14 protein-coding genes and 1 tRNA gene are annotated in these 16554 nt (G+C 72.7%); 7 read left to right on the top strand and 8 right to left on the bottom strand.

Going from position 1 to position 16554, the window contains the following annotated elements:
• Both RBXJA2T_RS11135 and RBXJA2T_RS11130 read left to right on the top strand, forming a co-directional pair.
• A partial coding sequence (locus RBXJA2T_RS11135) for an ABC transporter permease (RefSeq protein WP_009857472.1) occupies window positions 1-1123 on the top strand: 1123 nt, incomplete at its 5' end.
• Window positions 1123-2253 (top strand): ABC transporter permease, encoded by a 1131-nt coding sequence (locus tag RBXJA2T_RS11130; RefSeq protein ID WP_009857471.1) that lies wholly within the window; start codon window positions 1123-1125, stop codon window positions 2251-2253. The genes RBXJA2T_RS11135 and RBXJA2T_RS11130, both read left to right, overlap by 1 nt.
• On the opposite strand, the gene RBXJA2T_RS11125 is transcribed toward RBXJA2T_RS11130, so the two are convergent.
• From RBXJA2T_RS11125 to RBXJA2T_RS11110, 4 genes are all read right to left on the bottom strand, one after another.
• Complete coding sequence (locus tag RBXJA2T_RS11125; protein ID WP_009857470.1) at window positions 2237-2992, bottom strand: class I SAM-dependent methyltransferase; 756 nt, start codon at window positions 2990-2992, stop codon at window positions 2237-2239. The genes RBXJA2T_RS11130 and RBXJA2T_RS11125 overlap by 17 nt on opposite strands.
• A gap of 53 nt (window positions 2993-3045) precedes the next feature.
• Window positions 3046-5313, bottom strand: a complete 2268-nt coding sequence (locus tag RBXJA2T_RS11120) for a TonB-dependent receptor (protein WP_009857469.1) — start codon at window positions 5311-5313, stop codon at window positions 3046-3048.
• A gap of 41 nt (window positions 5314-5354) precedes the next feature.
• Window positions 5355-6026: an FMN-binding negative transcriptional regulator gene (locus tag RBXJA2T_RS11115; protein WP_009857468.1), complete on the bottom strand. Its 672-nt coding sequence runs from the start codon at window positions 6024-6026 to the stop codon at window positions 5355-5357.
• A gap of 71 nt (window positions 6027-6097) precedes the next feature.
• A complete protein-coding gene (locus tag RBXJA2T_RS11110) occupies window positions 6098-6850 on the bottom strand; it encodes an AraC family transcriptional regulator (RefSeq protein WP_009857467.1) in 753 nt (250 codons plus the stop codon).
• A 136-nt stretch (window positions 6851-6986) separates the two neighbouring features.
• On the opposite strand from RBXJA2T_RS11110, the gene RBXJA2T_RS11105 reads away from it, so the two are divergent.
• The 4 genes from RBXJA2T_RS11105 to RBXJA2T_RS11090 all read left to right on the top strand — a co-directional run bounded on the left by RBXJA2T_RS11105 (window position 6987) and on the right by RBXJA2T_RS11090 (window position 12081).
• On the top strand, window positions 6987-7946 hold the full coding sequence (locus RBXJA2T_RS11105) for an alpha/beta hydrolase (protein WP_009857466.1): 960 nt from the start codon (window positions 6987-6989) through the stop codon (window positions 7944-7946).
• Window positions 7943-10072: a prolyl oligopeptidase family serine peptidase gene (locus tag RBXJA2T_RS11100; protein ID WP_138938849.1), complete on the top strand. Its 2130-nt coding sequence runs from the start codon at window positions 7943-7945 to the stop codon at window positions 10070-10072. The genes RBXJA2T_RS11105 and RBXJA2T_RS11100 overlap by 4 nt, the downstream gene beginning before the upstream one ends.
• Before the next feature lie 129 nt (window positions 10073-10201).
• Entirely contained in the window at window positions 10202-11323 is a 1122-nt protein-coding gene (locus RBXJA2T_RS11095) for a beta-ketoacyl-ACP synthase III (RefSeq protein ID WP_009857464.1), read from the top strand.
• 68 nt (window positions 11324-11391) lie between these two features.
• The gene (locus tag RBXJA2T_RS11090) at window positions 11392-12081 is read left to right on the top strand and encodes a DUF3313 domain-containing protein (RefSeq protein ID WP_009857463.1); all 690 of its coding nucleotides are present in this window, start codon (window positions 11392-11394) and stop codon (window positions 12079-12081) included.
• A 66-nt stretch (window positions 12082-12147) separates the two neighbouring features.
• On the opposite strand, the gene RBXJA2T_RS11085 is transcribed toward RBXJA2T_RS11090, so the two are convergent.
• Window positions 12148-12223, bottom strand: a tRNA-Thr gene (locus RBXJA2T_RS11085).
• 247 nt (window positions 12224-12470) lie between these two features.
• On the opposite strand from RBXJA2T_RS11085, the gene RBXJA2T_RS20880 reads away from it, so the two are divergent.
• Complete coding sequence (locus RBXJA2T_RS20880) at window positions 12471-12599, top strand: hypothetical protein (protein WP_009857462.1); 129 nt, start codon at window positions 12471-12473, stop codon at window positions 12597-12599.
• 71 nt (window positions 12600-12670) lie between these two features.
• On the opposite strand, the gene mdeB is transcribed toward RBXJA2T_RS20880, so the two are convergent.
• The 3 genes from mdeB to RBXJA2T_RS11070 all read right to left on the bottom strand — a co-directional run.
• Window positions 12671-15265 carry an alpha-ketoglutarate dehydrogenase gene (gene mdeB, locus RBXJA2T_RS11080; protein ID WP_009857461.1) on the bottom strand — a complete coding sequence of 865 codons (2595 nt, stop codon included), beginning with the start codon at window positions 15263-15265 and terminating at the stop codon, window positions 12671-12673.
• A gap of 40 nt (window positions 15266-15305) precedes the next feature.
• A complete protein-coding gene (locus tag RBXJA2T_RS11075; RefSeq protein WP_009857460.1) occupies window positions 15306-15527 on the bottom strand; it encodes a hypothetical protein in 222 nt (73 codons plus the stop codon).
• A gap of 127 nt (window positions 15528-15654) precedes the next feature.
• A partial coding sequence (locus RBXJA2T_RS11070) for an ATP-binding protein (RefSeq protein ID WP_138938848.1) occupies window positions 15655-16554 on the bottom strand: 900 nt, incomplete at its 5' end.

The raw sequence follows: 16554 nt of genomic DNA, 5'->3' as shown, positions 1-16554 counted from the left end.
GTTCAGCCTGCGACGGCTGCTGAGCTACAGCTCGCGCGAGGCGCTGGAGCTGCGCCGCGACCCGGTGCGCGCGACGCTGGCGCTGCTGGGCACGGCGATCCTGATGTTCATCGTCGGTTACGGCATCAGCATGGACGTCGAGGACCTGCCGTTCGCCGTGCTCGACGGCGACGACACCGTGCTCAGCCACGACTACGCGCTGCAGATCGCCGGCAGCCGCTACTTCATCGAGAAACCGCCGCTGGCCGGCCATGACGACATGGACCGCCGCATGCGCGCCGGCGAGATCGCGCTGGCCGTCGAGATCCCGCCCGGCTTCGAACGCGACCTGCTGCGCGGGCGCACGCCGACGCTGGGCGTGTGGGTCGACGGCGCGATGCCGACACGCGCCGAGACCGTGCGCGGCTACGTGCAGGCCATGCACCGCCAGTGGTTGGCGACCCAGGCCCGCGAGCGCCTGGGCGCGACGCTGGCCGCGCCGAGCTCGATCGAGCTGCGCTACCGCTACAACCCCGACGTGCGCAGCCTGCCGGCGATGGTGCCGGCGGTGATCCCGCTGCTGCTGCTGATGATCCCGGCGATGCTGGCCGCGCTGTCGGTGGTGCGCGAGAAGGAGCTGGGCTCGATCGTCAACCTCTACGTCACGCCGGTCACACGCGCCGAGTTCCTGCTCGGCAAGCAGCTGCCCTACGTGCTGCTGGCGATGCTGAACTTCGTGCTGATGTGCGTGCTGGCGGTCACCGTCTTCGGCGTGCCGATCACCGGCAGCTTCGTGTCGCTGGCGCTGGCGGCGCTGCTGTTCGTCGTCATCGCCACCGGCTTCGGGCTGCTGGCGTCGACCTTCACGCGCACGCAGATCGCGGCGATGTTCGTCACCATCATCGGCACCGTGCTGCCGGCGGTGCAGTTCTCCGGCCTGATCCACCCGACGAGCTCGCTCGAAGGCCTGGGCCGCGCGATCGGCAGCGTCTACCCGGCGACGCACTTCCTGACGATCAGCCGCGGCATCTTCGCCAAGGGGCTGGACGTGGCCGACCTGGCGCCGTCGTACTGGGCGCTGGCCGTCACCGTGCCGGTGGTGCTGGGGCTGGCCCTGGTGCTGCTGAAGAAGCAGGAGCGGTGATGAACAAAGCCTGGTTCGCCACCGTCTACCGCCTGGGCATCAAGGAGTTCTGGAGCCTGCTGCGCGACCCGATGATGCTGGTGCTGATCGCCTACTGCTTCACGATGGCGATCTACGCCGCGGCCACCGCGATGCCCGAGCCGCTGCACAACGCCACCATCGCCATCGTCGACGAGGACGACTCGCCGCTGTCGCAGCGCATCACGCAGGCCTTCTACCCGCCGCAGTTCCGCCCGCCGGTGCCGCTGACGATCGCCGAGGTCGACCCGGCGCTGGACCGCGGCAGCACCACCTTCGTGCTCGACATCCCGCCGGGCTTCCAGCGCGACGTGCTCGCCGGGCGCCAGCCGGCGATCCAGCTCAACATCGACGCCACGCGCATCAGCCAGGCCTTCACCGGCGGCGGCCACGTGCAGCAGATCGTCGCCGCCGAGGTCGCCGAGTTCGTCGCCCGCCAGCGCGGCGGCGCGGCCACCGGCGTCGACCTGGCGATGCGCATGCGCTTCAACCCGAACCTGGAGTCGATGTGGTTCGGCTCGCTGATGGAGCTGATCAACAACGTCACGATGCTGTCGATCATCCTCACCGGCGCGGCGCTGCTGCGCGAGCGCGAGCACGGCACGCTGGAGCACCTGCTGGTGATGCCGGTGACGCCGGCGCAGATCATGGTCGCCAAGGTCTGGGCTATGGGGCTGGTGGTGCTGGGCGCGGCCTGGTTCTCGCTGGCTTTCGTCGTGCAGCGGGTGCTGCAGGTGCCGGTCGAAGGCTCGATCGCGGTGTTCCTGCTGGCCGCGGCGCTGCACCTGTTCGCCACCACCTCGCTGGGCATCTTCCTGGCGACGCTGGCGCGTTCGATGCCGCGCTTCGGCATGCTGCTGGTGCTGGTGCTGCTGCCGCTGCAGCTGCTGTCCGGCGGCGTGACGCCGCGCGAGAGCATGCCGGCGCTGGTGCAGGACGTGATGCTGGCGGCGCCGACGACGCACTTCGTCGCCGCCGCGCAGGCGGTGCTCTACCGCGGTGCCGGGCTGGACGTCGTCTGGCCGCAGCTGCTGGCGATCGCGGCGATCGGCACGGTGCTGTTCGGCATCTCGCTCAAGCGCTTCAGGGAGTCGATCACCGGCTTGGCTTGAGACGCGCCAGCATCGCCCACAGCCCGTCGAGCCCGAAGCGTTCGTCACCGTCCGACATCGCACGCATGCGACGCAACTCGACGATCTCGAAGTCCCGGCCCCAGAACGCGAGCAGCTCGGCTTCGGTGTAGTCCAGCCCGCCACCGAGCGAGCCGCGGCGGTAGACCTCGTCGTCGTCCCAGCCGCAGCCGGCACCGGGGCCGAAGCAGACCAGGCCCAGCCGGCCGCCGGGGCGCAGCACACGCGCCAGCAGCGTGACGTAGGCCGCACGGCGGTGCGGCGCGAGGTGGTGGAAGCAGCCCGAGTCGTAGGCCAGGTCCAGGCTGGCGGGCGCCGGCGCCCGATCGAAGACCGAGCCCTGCTGCAGCGCCAGCGCGACGCCGCGCTGGCGGGCGAGCTCGCCGGCCCAGTCCAGCGCCTGCGCCGACAGGTCCACGCCGTGCACCTCGAAACCCTGCCCGGCCAGCCAGACCGCGTTGCGCCCGTTGCCGCAGCCGACGTCCAGCGCCCGTCCCGGCGGCGCGATCAGCCCGCGCTGCAGCCAGTCGACGAGGTTCTCGTCGGGCGTCTCGACGAAGAACGGACGTGCACGCGTGCGGTCGGCGTAGAAGCCCTGCCAGCGTGCATCCTCGGCGGCCGCCAGGCGCGCATCGAGCGCACGGTGCTGCGCGTCGTCGAGGCAAGCGTAACGATCGCGCAGGCGGGGCGCTCGGGGAGGCGTGACGGTCGGCTCGCTCATCGGCTGCATCGTCGCAGCCGATGCGCCGGCGCGCCATCCCCGGCACCCCGCGGTCAGAAGTGCCAGTTCGCCGTGACCCCGAACGTGCGCGGCCGCAGCACCGCCTCGCCGACACCGTTGGCCTCGGCCACGGTGCGCGTGACGCCTCGCTTGTCGGTGAGGTTGGTGCCGAACAGCGTCAGGTCGGTGTGGCCGAAGCTCAGGCGCAGCCGGGCGTCGAACTGGTTGTAGTTGCCCTGGCGGTGTTTCGTGGCGCCCGGCACCGAGGACTCCAGGTCGCTGTAGCCGCCCGAGACGAACTGGTGCGACAGCGTCAGCAGCGGTGCGTGGTCGCCGCCGAACTGCCAGTTGACGAGGTTGCTGACGGTCCAGTCCGACGAACCCGGCAGGCGCGAGCCCGAAGGCGCCGTGCCCGACCAGAGGATGAACAGGTCGTCGCGCAGCCGCGCCTTCTGCCAGGTGACGGTCGCCTGCCAGTCGAACTGCTGGTTCGGGCGCCAGCGTGTGGACAGCTCGATGCCGTCGCTCGTCGCCTTGCCGCCGTTGGTGGCGTAGTTGATGTAGTCCGGCGTCTGCAGGCGCAGCTGGATGTCGCTCCAGTCGATGTGGAACAGCGTCGCGTCGACGAGCACCCGGCCGTCGGCCCAGCGCGAGCGCAGGCCGAGCTCGTAGTTGCGCAGCGAGTCGCTCTTCGAACCGGCGGGCACCGGGTGGCTGCTGAGCCCCTGCACGTTGGGCGTGCCGAAGCGGTAGCCCTCGGAAGCCAGCGCGTAGACCATCAGGTCGCGGCTGGCCTCGTAAGCCAGCGACAGCTTGGGGTTGAAGCCGCTCTCCGAGACCTCGGAGCTGCTGCGCACCGGGCCGCCCGGGTAGGTGGAGAAGCCCACGCTGGTCTGGTCGTACTCGGCCTTGGTGCGGAACAGCCGGCCGCCGCCGGTGAGCTTCCACTGCGGCGCGAAGGCCCAGGTGGCCTCGCCGAAGAGCGCGGTCTCGCGCCCCTTCACCTTGGTGTAGTAGGCGTTGAAGATCTCGCCGTCGGGCGCGATGACGGCACCGGCGCCCGGGCCGTAGAGCGAGGAGTTGTCGAAGGCCGCGGCCGCGCCGGCGGCGCCGATGCGCTCGTACAGGTCCTTGTCGGTGTCGAAATACATCGCGCCGACGACCCAGTCCAGCGTGCCGCCGGGCGCCGAGGCCAGGCGCACTTCCAGGCTGTCGCCGCGGCTCTTGCCGCCGGACTCGATGTACAGCGGCGACGTGAGGTTCAGGTCCAGGTCGGCGTTGTAGGCGGCGCGCACAGGCGTGTAGTCGAAGCGCCAGTCCTGCTGCTTGTCCTGGTGCGCGGCGATGGCCGTCAGGCGCGTGGTGCCCAGGTCCTGGTCCAGGCGCAGGCTGTGCACGGCGACACGGGTGTCGGTGTACTCGGAGATGGCGGTGTTGCGCTGCAGCTCGCCCAGGCCCTGGATGCGGTAGGCGTTGTCGTCGGAGTCGGTGTCCTGCACCAGGCTCAGCCAGCTCAGCTTGGTGTCGCGCGAGGGTGTCAGCACGGCCGAGAAGCGGCCGCCGGACAGCGTCGTCGTGTTCGAGCCGTCCTGGCCGGTGCCGACGTTGTCCAGCCAGCCCGGATCCTTGCGGTACTGGACGACGCCGCGCACCGCGAACACGTCCTCCTTGACCGGCAGGTTCAGCATCGCCTTGCCGCTCCAGGCGGTGTCGGCGTTGCGCGTGCGGCTGACGGTGCCCTGCAGCGCGGCGTCGAAGCCGCTGGCGTCGGCGGTGTTGGCGACGTACTGCACCGCGCCGCCCATCGACGACGAGCCGAACAGCGTGCCCTGCGGCCCGCGCAGCACCTCGACACGCGCGAGGTCGAAGGCGTCGACGTCGGGCACGGCGATGGTCCAGCCGGGCTCGGTCAGCGGCACCTCGTTGAGGTAGTAGCCGGTGGTCGCCTGGCCCTGCACGTTGCCCGAGCTGGTGGCGATGCCGCGCACGACGACGTGCGAGACGCCGGGCTGGTAGTTGTTGAAGACGACGCCGGGCACACGCTCGATGTAGTCGGCCAGGCTCTGCGCGCCGGTGGCCTCGAGCTGCTCGCCGCCGACGGCGGACACGGCGCCGGCGATGTCGCGCGCCTGCTTGGCGCGTTTGCCGATGATCTGGATGCGCTCCTGGCCGCCGTCGGCGGCCGCGGCGTCGGAGGCGGTGGCGGCCGGCGCAGGCGCGGCGCTCTGGGCGGCGGCGATCTGCATCGCGAGCAGCGAGGACAGGCCGAGGCCGCGCCGCAGGGCGCGGCGGCGGAAGGTGCGGGAAGTCGTCTTGGGCATGGCGGCGTGGCGAAGCGTTGGGTGATGGGCCGGGATCGACCTTAGGTCGCAGCGCCGCCGCCGTCCCCGGCGGCCGGGTCATCGACTGTCGCGCGCGGGCCGCGCCCCGGGTTCAGGCGCCGCATCCATTGCTGCAGCTCGCCGTCGCCCTGCGCGTGCAGGCCGGTCAGGATGTCGGCGTAGACGTCGTCGCGCTCGTCCTGGCCCAGCTTGTAGCGCTGGCGCAGCTCGACGACCTCGGCGCGGAAGCCGACGACCCGCCGTGCCAGCTCGTGCAGCCGCGGCCCCATCTCGGCCGTGGCCCAGGCGCAGGGGCGGCCGGCTTCGTGGTGGCGCGACAGCGTCTCCAGATGGTGGTGCAGAGCCTCGTCGCCGAGGAACTGCACGCGCACGAGGCACTGGGCGCTGGCGTAGTTCCAGCTCGGCGCCTGCGTGCGGTCCTGCATCCACGACGGCGAGACGTAGCCTTGCGCGCCCAGCCACAGCACCAGCGCCAGCGGGTCGCGCTGCAGCGCCTGCAGCTGCGGGTTGGCGCGTGCGAAGTGGCCTTCGACGGCGCGCGGCCGGCCGTCGGCGTCCAGCTGCACCAGCAGCGGCAGCGGCGTCGCGCGCGGGCCGTCGGCCCCCAGGCTGCAGATCCAGGCCAGCGGATGGGCCTGCACGAGGTCGGCGAAGTCCTGCGGGCTGCGCGCGTCGAAGGCATGGGAGCTCATCGCGCCAGCCTAGGGCGCGTGCACAGCGGCGGCTCTTGCGCGCGGGCCGGCTTTCGCGGCGCGCGGGCCAGTCAGCGCAGGTAGCGGCTGGGCGGCACGCCGAAGGCGCGCTGGAAGGCGGCGGTGAAGGCGCTGGGGCTTTCGTAGCCGACGTCGAAGGCGATCGTCGTCACCGGCTGGCCGCAGGCCAGGCGCGCCAGCGCCTCCAGCAGGCGCACGTGCTGGCGCCACTCGGCCAGGCTCATGCCGGTCTGCTCGCGAAAGGCGCGCGTGAAGGTGCGCCGGCTCATGCAGGCGCGCTCGGCCCAGTCGTCCAGCGAATCGTTGCGCGTCGGGTCCTCGATCAGCGCCTGGCAGACCTGGCGCAGCCGCGCGTCGTGCGGCATCGGCGCGCACAGCCGGCTGCCTGCCGGCGCGGCGATGCTGTCGAGGATCAGCTGCACGATGCGGCCGTCGCGCCCGGCGTGGTCGTATTCGCGCGGCAGCGTCATCGCCTCGAGGATCAGCGCACGCAGCAGCTCGCTGACCTCGAGCACGCGGCAGTCGCCGGGCAGGCGGTCGTCCGCCTCGACATAGAGCGTGCGCACCGAGACGGCGCTGCGGCAGGTGACCTCGTGGAAGACGCCGGCCGGCATCCAGATCGCACGCTGCGGCGGGATCACGAAGCTGGCGTCGTCGGTGACGACCGACATCACGCCGGCGGCCGCGTAAAGCAGTTGCGCGCGCGCATGGCTGTGGCGCGGGTCGACGAAACGCGCGGGGTATTCGTCGGCCAGCGCCACCACCGGGCGCGGCACCCATTCGAGGTCACGGCTGCTCAGCATGGGTGACACTTTGCAAGAACCGGGCAAGGTGGTCCATCCGGGCGCGGCCTGATCGCGACAGTCGCTGACCCGTGGCCGACAGCGCCGGCCATCGGCCGGGCCTAGTCTCGGCCGACACCCCGCAACCCCGCCCTCGATGACCGACGACCTGCTGCCCGACATCCGCCAGTTCCAGACCACGCTGGCCGAACGCTATGCCGCGCACCCGCCGCTGGACGGCGTCGGCCTGGACGAGGCGCGCCGCATCGTCGAGGCGGTGCGCGCACCGCTGGCCGCCGGCGGCCCCGTGATGGTGCAGGTCGACGAACAGCGCATCGCCGTGCCCGGGCACGAGGCGCACGGGCCGCTGCGGCTGCGGCTGTACCGCCCGGCGCAGGGCAGCGCCCTGCCCGCGCTGCTGTACCTGCACGGCGGCGGCTGGGTCTTCTTCAGCCTGGAGACACACGACCGGCTGATGCGCGAGCTGGCCGCACGTTCGGGCCGGGTCGTCGTCGGCGTCGACTACACCCGCTCGCCCGAGGCGCGTTTCCCGGTCGCGCTGGAGCAGACGGTGGCCGCCTGGCGCTGGGCTCATGCGCAGGCCGGCGTGCTGGGGCTGGACGCCACGCGGCTGGCGCTGGGCGGCGACTCGGCCGGCGCCAACCTCGCGCTGGCCGCCGCGCTGCGATTGCGCGACGACGGCGCCACCGGCCCCGACGCGCTGCTGCTGAACTACGGCGTCTACAGCGACGACGACGGCAGCGAGTCCTTCGCCCGCTTCGACGGCCCACGCTACACGCTGGGCCGCGAGGAGATGCGTTTCTTCTGGCGCCAGTACCTGGGCGAGGACGGCCGGCGCGCCGACCCGCTGGCGATGCCGCTGCACGCCGCGCTGCACGGCCTGCCGCGCTGCGCGCTGGTCGTCGCCGAGTGCGACGTGCTGCGCGACGGCAGCCTGGCGCTGGCCGCGCGGCTGCGTGCCGCCGGCGTCGAGGTCGCGCTGCAGCGCCACGCCGGCACGACGCACAGCTTCCTGGAAGCGGTGTCGTGGTCGCCGACCGCGGCGCGCGCGCTGGACGACGCGGCGGCCTGGCTGCGCGGCGAGGCGGCACGATGAAGCGCCTGCGCCGCTGGCTGCTCGCCGCGCTGCTGCTGCCGCTGGCGGCGGCCGCCGCCGAGGACCCCGATCTCTGGCTGGAAGAATCGGCCGCCACGGCGACACGCGCCTGGATCGCCGCACGCAACGACGAGAGCACGCGCCGGCTGCAGAAGGACCCGCGTTTCGAGGCCCAGCGCCAGGGTTTCCTGGCCCAGGGCGCGGCCTCGCAGCACGACGAGTACCTCAACGGCAGCCTGGTGCACCGGCTGGCCACCGACGGCACGCACCCGCTGGGCCGCTGGCAGGTGTTCGCCGCCAGCGACGCCGCACGCGCCATCGTCGGCCCCGGCTGGCACACCGTGCTGGACTTCGACGAGATCGCGAGCCGCGACGGCGTGCGCTGGAAGTTCCCGCTGTGGTGGATGAACCCGATGTGCGACACGAGCATCGGGCCGCGCTGCATCGTGCACCTGTCGGCCGACGGCGGCGACCGCACGGTGCTGCGCGAGGTCGACCTGCGCAGCGGCGCCTTCGTCGACAGCGGTTTCCGCATCGACTCGCCGGCGCGCCACTACGCGCACTGGATCGACGCCGACACGCTGCTGGTGGCCGCCGACTTCGGCCCCGGCACGATCAGCGAAGCCGGCTATGCGCGCCAGGCACGCGTCTGGCGCCGCGGCACGGCGCTGGCCGAGGCACGCCTCGTGTTCGACGCGCCGGCCGACGCGGTGCTCTACATCCCGCACAACTTCCGCCACGCCGGCGGCACGCTGTTCGCCGCCGAGGTCTGGCACCGCGCCGCCGGCGCGCCGTCGTGGTGGTGGGTCGACCCGGTGCGCGGCGCGACACGCTGGCAGCCGCCGGTGGACCTGGTGCGCTACCGCGGCCTGGCCGGCATCGTCGGCGAGCGCCTGGTGGCGATGACGGCGCAGCCGCTGGCCCACCCGGGCGGCACCTGGCCCGCCGGCAGCCTGCTGGCGCTGCCGCTGCCCGGCCACGACGGCGCCATCGAGCCGATCTTCGTGCCCGGCGCGCACGACGCCGTCGACCCGGTGTTCCACCTCGCGGTGGCCGAGGACGCGCTGTGGCTGGGCGTGATGCACGACGTCAGCGGCCGGCTCTTCCGCGCCACGCGCGGCGCGCGCGGCTGGACGCTGCAGCGCCAGCCGCTGCCGGAGCACGCCGCGGTGCGGCTGCTGTCGGGCGAAGCGGCGCCGTCGGCGGCGCTGGTCAAGACCGAGTCGCTGCTGCGCGCGCCCGAGACCACGCTGCGCGGCCCCGGCGGCACCACGCTGCTGGGCCGCGACGAAGCCGCCTTCGACACCCGGCGCCACGTCGTCGAGCAATTCTTCGCCACCAGCCGCGACGGCACGCGCGTGCCCTACTACCTGGTGCGCCCGCGTGCGGCCCGCGCCGATGGTCGCCATGCCGCATTGCTCAGCGCCTACGGCGGCTTCGGCGTGTCGATGCTGCCGACCTTCCTGAACGCCGAGTTCCACACCGACTTCGTGCGCCCGGTGCTGGCCGCCGGCGGCCTGTACGTGCTGGCCAACATCCGCGGCGGCGGCGAGTACGGCCCGGCCTGGCACCGCGCCGCGCAGCGCCGCGAACGCCTGCGCGGTGTCGAGGATCTGGTCGCCGTGGCCGAGGACCTGGTGCGCCGCGGCTGGGCGCGGCAGCGCCGGCTGGGTTTCGTCGGCGCTTCCAACGGCGGCCTGCTGGCCGCGGCCGCCGCCACGCAGCGCCCCGAGCTCTGGGGCGCGGTGCTGGCCGACGTGCCGCTGACCGACATGCTGCGTTTCCACGAGCTGCTGACCGGTGCCGTCTGGATCGACGAATACGGTGACCCGCGCGACCCGGGCGACCGCGCCGCGCTGGCCGCGTTCTCGCCGCTGCACGCGGTACGCGACGGCGTCGCCTACCCGCCGATGCTGGTGAGCACCTCCAGCTCGGACGACCGCGTGCACCCCGGCCACGCGCGCCGCTTCGCCGAGGCCTTGCGGCAGCGTGGCAACCCGGTGCTGTTCCACGAGAGCGGCGACAGCGGCCACGGCGGCGCGGCTTCGCGCGAGGCGGTGGCCACGCTGCGTGCGATGCAGATGGTGTTCCTGCTGCAGACGCTGGGGCTGGGCGCCGGGCACTGAGCGTCGCGTGAGCCGCCGGCGCCACGCCGGCGCCGTTCTGGAGCGTGCACTCCAGCGCCAGGACGCACCGGGGCGGTGCCTACGCTCTACACTGGCGCGTTTGCCCGTTCATCACCCCGTCACACACCCATGACCCGAGTCGTCATCAGCGGCACCGGCCTGTACCGCCCGCCCCACGTCATCAGCAATGCCGAGCTGGTCGAGGCCTACAACCGCTACGCCGAGCTGCAGAACGAACGCCACGCCGAGGCCATCGCCGCCGGCGAGCGCCAGCCGATGGCCTCGTCCAGCGTCGAGTTCATCGAGAAGGCCTCGGGCATCAAGCAGCGCTACGTGCTGGTGAAGGACGGCGTGCTGGACCCGGCGCGCATGTTCCCGCGCTTCGAGCCTCGGCCCGACGAGCAGCTGTCGCTGATGGCCGAGATCGGCGCCGACGCCGCGCGCCAGGCGCTGGCCGCGGCCGGCAAGACCGGCGCCGACGTCGACATGCTGCTGTGTGCCGCGTCGAACATGCAGCGCGCCTACCCGGCGATGGCCATCGAGATCCAGAACGCGATCGGCGCCGGCGGCTACGGCTTCGACATGAACGTCGCCTGCTCGTCGGCGACCTTCGCGCTCGAGCAGGCGGTCAACGCGGTGAAGTCGGGCAGCGCGCGCTGCGTGCTCGTCGTCAACCCGGAGATCACCTCGGCGCACATCGAGTGGCGCGACCGCGACTGCCACTTCATCTTCGGCGACGTCTGCACCGCGCTCGTCGTCGAGGCCGCCGACACCGCCACCTCGGCCGACTGCTGGGAGGTGCTGGGCACGAAGCTGGCGACGAAGTTCTCCAACGCCATCCGCAACAACTTCGGCTTCATGAACTCGGCCGAGGACACCGACCCCGACGCGCGCGACAAGAAGTTCCGCCAGGAAGGCCGCAAGGTCTTCAAGGAAGTCGTGCCGATGGCCGCGGCGCACATCGCCGCGCACCTGGCCGCGTTGGGCCACGAGCCGACGGCGGTGCGCCGCTTCTGGCTGCACCAGGCCAACGTCGGCATGAACCAGCTGGTGCTGAAGAAGCTGGTCGACCACGAGGTCGGCGGCGACATCGCGCCGCTGATCCTGGACGAATACGCCAACACCGCGTCGGCCGGTTCGATCATCGCCTTCCACGAGCATCGCGCCGACCTCGCCCCGGGGCACCTGGGCGTGATCTGCTCGTTCGGCGCCGGCTACTCGATCGGCAGCGTCGTCGTGCGCAAGGTCTGAACGCCGGCCACGCGGCGGTCACGGGAGCGGGGCAGACTGCGGCGCGCGCCGCAGCGCCCACCCCGACGATGACCCACAGCCCTGTCCTGCGCCGCAGCGCACGTTCGCTCGGCGTGCTGGCCGTGCTGGCCGCCACCGCCGCCATGGCCGGCTGCGCCAGCCGGGCGGTCGTGCCGCCGCACGCGGCGCTGGCCTCGGCCGCCGAACTCGCCCCCGGCGACGGCCTTGCCGACACGCGCCAGCCGCTGTCCTACCGCGCGCCCGACACGCGCTGGGCCGACTACTCGCAGGTGATGCTGACGCCGGTGGCGCTGTACGCCGGGCACGATGCCGGCTTTCACGACGCCAGCGACGACGACAAGCGCGAGGTGCTGGCGGCGCTGCAGTCCTCGTTCGCGGCGGCGCTCGGCCGCCGCTACACGCTGGTCGCACGGCCGGGCCCGCGCACGCTGGCGGTGCGTGTCACGCTGACCGGCTTCGAGAAGAACACGCCGGTGCTGGCGACGCTGACCAAGCTGCTGCCGCTGGGGCTGATCCGCAACACGATCAAGAGCGCCAACAACGAGCAGGGCACGCTGTCGGGCTCGCTGAGCTACGCCGTCGAGGTCTACGACGCGTCGACCGACCGTCTGCTGCGCGCCTTCGTCGCCCGGCGCTATCCGAACGCGATGAACGTCGCGGCCACGCTGCGCACGCTGGACGCGGCACGCAGCGCCGCCCGCGACGGCGGCCTGGCCCTGCTCGACGAGCTGCGCTGACCCCGCGCCGCCGAGGCCCGAGACAAACAAAAAGGGCCTGGCTGAAAGCCAGGCCCTTTTGCTGTCTGGTGCCGGTGAAGAGAGTCGAACTCCCGACCTTCGCATTACGAATGCGCTGCTCTACCAACTGAGCTACACCGGCGGCGTAAGCCCGCCACTATAGCACGGTTTGCCGAGGTTCCCGCAAGAGCCTCGTGCAACAGCTCGCTTTCCCAGGAACGGCGGGCCACGCGGCATCAGGCCCGATACCCGCACACCACCAACGGGAAAGAGAGGGCGCCGAGAACCCGACAGGAACGCTAGGTATAGTTCGTGACTGCGCAGTCACCAAATGACCGGCGCGTTTGTCTGCTCTAGCGTCCCTCTTCACTACCGTCGGAGAAACTGCCATGCGTCACGAAACTGCCATTGCCAAAGAGACCGAACTGCGCCAGCTGGACCGGCTGGCCCTGCTGGCGATTCTCGCCATCAGCCTGGTTCCGCTGCTGCCCTACGCGCTGACCCCGCAGGGGCTGTAAGGCCGGCCGGGCCCCGCGAGGCCCGGTTCCGGCAGACGACGCCCGGGCCGCGACCCGGGCGTCGTCGTTTTTCAGCGCCGCCGCGGCGTCCTCAGCGCCTGCAGCGCCGCCTGCACGATGCTCGCGGCGTCGACCTCGAAGAACTCGCGCAGCCGCCGCCGCGTGTCGCTGCGCCCGAAGCCGTCGGTGCCCAGCGTGACGTAGCGCGCGTCGACGTACTCGGCGATCAGCTGCGGCCAGGCGCGCACGTAGTCGGTGGCCGCGACCACCGGCGCGTCGCCGGCCAGCAGGCGCTCGACGTGCGAGACACGCGGCTCGGCCAGCGGTTCGACGCGGTCCAGCCGCCGGCATTCGGTCGCCTCGCGCGCCAGCTCCGAGAAGCTGGTGGCGCTGAAGACCTCGCAGGCCAGGCCGTGCTCGGCGGCCAGCGTTCGCGCCGCCGCCTGCACCTCGCGCAGGATCGCGCCCGAGCCGACCAGCCGCAGCCGCACCGGGCCGTCGCCGTGCGTCTCCAGCCGGTACAGCCCGCGCAGCAGGTCGTCGCGCACGCCCTCGGGCAGGCTGGGCATCGCGACGTTCTCGTTGGTCAGCGTGACGTAGTGGAACTCGTCGTGCTGCTCGACCAGCATGCGCTGCAGGCCATGCTCCAGGATCACCGCCAGCTCGCCGGCGTGCGCCGGGTCCCAGGCGCGGCAGGTCGGCACGGTGGCGGCGACGACGAGGCTGGAGCCGTCCTGGTGCTGCAGGCCTTCGCCGCCCAGCGTCGTGCGCCCGGCGGTGGCGCCGAACAGGAAACCGCGCGCACGCTGGTCGGCGGCGGCCCAGATCAGGTCGCCGACACGCTGGAAGCCGAACATCGAGTAGTAGATGTAGACCGGCAGCATCGGCAGCCCGTGCACCGCGTAGCTCGTCGCCGCGGCGATCCACGAGCTCATCGCGCCGGCTTCGTTGATGCCTTCCTCCAGCAGCTGGCCGTCGGCCGACTCGCGGTAGTACAGCATCGAGGCCGCGTCCTCGGGCTCGTAGCGCTGGCCGCCCGGCGCGTAGATGCCGATCTGGCGGAACAGGCTGGCCATGCCGAAGGTGCGCGCCTCGTCGGCGACGATGGGCACGACACGCGGGCCCAGCACCGGGTCCTTCAGCAGGCCGCCGAGCAGGCGCACGGCGGCCATCGTCGTGCTCATCTCCTTGCCGTCGGCGTCCAGCGCGAAGCTGCCCCAGGCCGCCAGCGGCGGCACCGGCAGCACCGGCGCGGCGGGGTTGCGCCGCGGCAGCGGCCCGCCGAGCGCGGCGCGGCGCTCGCGCAGGTAACGCAACTCGGGGCTGTCGTCGGCCGGCTTGTAGAACTTCAGCGCCGCGACGTCGGCGTCGTCCAGCGGCAGCGCGAAGCGGTCGCGGAAGGCCTTCAGCGCCTCGACGTCGAGCTTCTTGGCCTGGTGCGCCGTCATGCGGCTCTCGCCGGCGCCGCCCATGCCGTAGCCCTTCTTGGTCTTGGCCAGGATGACGGTCGGCCGGCCGCGGTGCGCCTGGGCGGCGGCGAAGGCGGCGTGCAGCTTGCGCAGGTCGTGGCCGCCGCGTTTCAAGGCGTCGATCTCGGCCGGGCTCATGTGCGCCACCAGCCGCTGCACTTCGGGGTTCACGCGGAAGAAGTGCTCGATGTTGTAGGCGCCGTCGTTGGCACCCAGCGTCTGGTACTGGCCGTCGACGGTGGCGGCCAGCGCCTTCAGCAGCACGTGCTGCGTGTCACGCGCGAACAGCGCGTCCCAGTCGCTGCCCCACAGCACCTTGACGACGTTCCAGCCGGCGCCTTTGAACAGCGACTCCAGCTCCTGGATGATCTGGCCGTTGCCGCGCACCGGGCCGTCCAGGCGCTGCAGGTTGCAGTTGACGACGAAACACAGGTTGTCGAGCTGCTCGCGCGCGGCCAGCGTCAGGCCGGCGATCGACTCGGGCTCGTCCATCTCGCCGTCGCCGAACACGCCCCAGACGCGCCGGCCCTCGGTCTGCAGCAGCCCGCGCGCCTGCAGGTAGCGCATGAAACGCGCCTGCCAGACGGCGTTCAGCGGCCCCAGGCCCATCGAGCCGGTGGGGAACTGCCAGAACTCGGGCATCAGCCAGGGGTGCGGGTACGAGCACAGGCCCGGGCCGGCGATCTCCTGGCGGTAGTTGGCGAGCTGCTGCTCGCTCAAGCGCCCTTCGAGGAAGGCGCGGGCGTAGATGCCCGGCGCCGAGTGCGGCTGGAAGAAGACGAGGTCGCCCGACTGGCCGTCGGCGCTGCCGCGGAAGAAGTGGTTGAAGCCGGCCTCGAAGATCTCGGCGGCCGAGGCATAACTGGCGATGTGACCGCCGAGCTCGCCGTAGGCCTCGTTGGCGCGCACGACCATCGCCAGCGCGTTCCAGCGCAGCACGGCGAGCAGCCGCTCCTCCAGCCGCAGATCGCCCGGATAGGCGCCCTGGCGCTCCAGCGGGATCGTGTTGCGGTAGGCCGAATACGGCGGCACGTGCGGCACGACGCCCAGCTGCTGCGCCTGGCGCTCGAGCTGCTCGAGCAGGTACAGGCCGCGCTCGGGCCCGGCGTCGGCGACGACCGCCTGCAGCGCTTCCAGCCATTCCCGCGTTTCCTGCGGGTCGAGATCGGGGGATTCAAGGGATTCGGGTGCACCCATCGCGGCTCCATGCCGGCCTCGTGGGCCGGGGGCCGCAAGTCTAGGACGGACGCGTGCCGCCGGGGCGCGGCGGGGGCGATGGCGTGTCGCCGCCCTCGGCCAGCACGCGGCGCAGACGGCCGGCGATGCGCGCGGCCGGGCTGCGGCCGTTGCGGAAGGCGTCGAGCAGCGCGGCCAGCGCCGCCTCGTCGTCGGCGGCCGCGGCCGGGGCTGACGGGGCAGGCTCGTCCGACGGGACGGCCGGGGGGATGGTTCGGGTCATGGGGTTTCCTTGGGCGGCGGCATCGGCCCGCCACGCTGCGCATCGTCGGCCGCACCGGGCCGGCGTGATGCGCCGAACAGCGTGCCGAATCGGGCCGTCGATGACGCCGTGTTGCGCGGTGGCGCCGTCAGCGCCGCGGGATCGTCGCCTCGATGCCGGTCGTCGCGCCGGCCGGCGCCAGGCGCAGCTCGCCGCCCCACTGGCGCACGATCTCGGCGGCGATCGCCAGCCCCAGCCCGCAATGGCCCTGGCCGCTGCGCGCCGGCGACAGGCGCACGAAGGGCTGGCGCGCCAGCTCGAACTCGGCGGCGCTCATGCCGTGGCCGTGGTCGAGCACACGCAGCAGCGCCCCGCCCTCGTGCTCGACGAGCTCGACACGCACCGGCGCGCGGCCGTAGGCCAGCGCGTTGTCGACGAGGTTGCCGACCAGCCGCTGCACCGCCAGGTCGGCCACCGGCCAGTCGATCGGCGCGATCCGGGCCTCCACCGGGTCGCCGTGCTCGACATGGCGGCGCACCACGTCCTCGACGCTGCGCGCCAGCGGCGCGGCGCGGCCCACGGCCTCGGCACGTTCGAGCTGCACGTAGGCCAGGAACTGGTCGACGATGCGCTCCAGCGAGCCCAGGTCGGCGACCAGCGCGTCGGCCACCGCCGGCTCGCACTGGGTCTCGGCGCGCAGGCGCAGCCGCGCCAGCGGCGTGCGCAGGTCGTGCGACAGGCCGGCCAGCAGGTTCTGGCGCGTCTGCCGCCCGGCCTCGGCGACCCGCACCAGCGAGTTGAACGAAGCCGCCAGCGAACGCAGCTCCTCGCTGCCGCGGCCGTGCTCGGCGATCGGCGCCAGCGGCGCGCGCTGGCGCGCGATCTCGTCGGCCAGGCGCCGGATCGGCCGCGCGACATAACGCGCGGACAGCAGCAGCGCGCCGAACACCAGCGCCGACAGCACCGCCAGCCAGGCCAGCAGGGTCTCGAACAGTACCGGCCGCGGCAGCCGGTCGTGGAACTCCAGCCACCAGCGCTGGCCGTCCAC

This window comes from Rubrivivax benzoatilyticus JA2 = ATCC BAA-35, assembly GCF_000190375.1.
In the GTDB taxonomy this organism is placed as follows: domain Bacteria; phylum Pseudomonadota; class Gammaproteobacteria; order Burkholderiales; family Burkholderiaceae_C; genus Rubrivivax; species Rubrivivax benzoatilyticus.
Note: the sequence above shows the minus strand (reverse complement) of the source record. Positions and strands in the feature narration are given on the sequence as shown.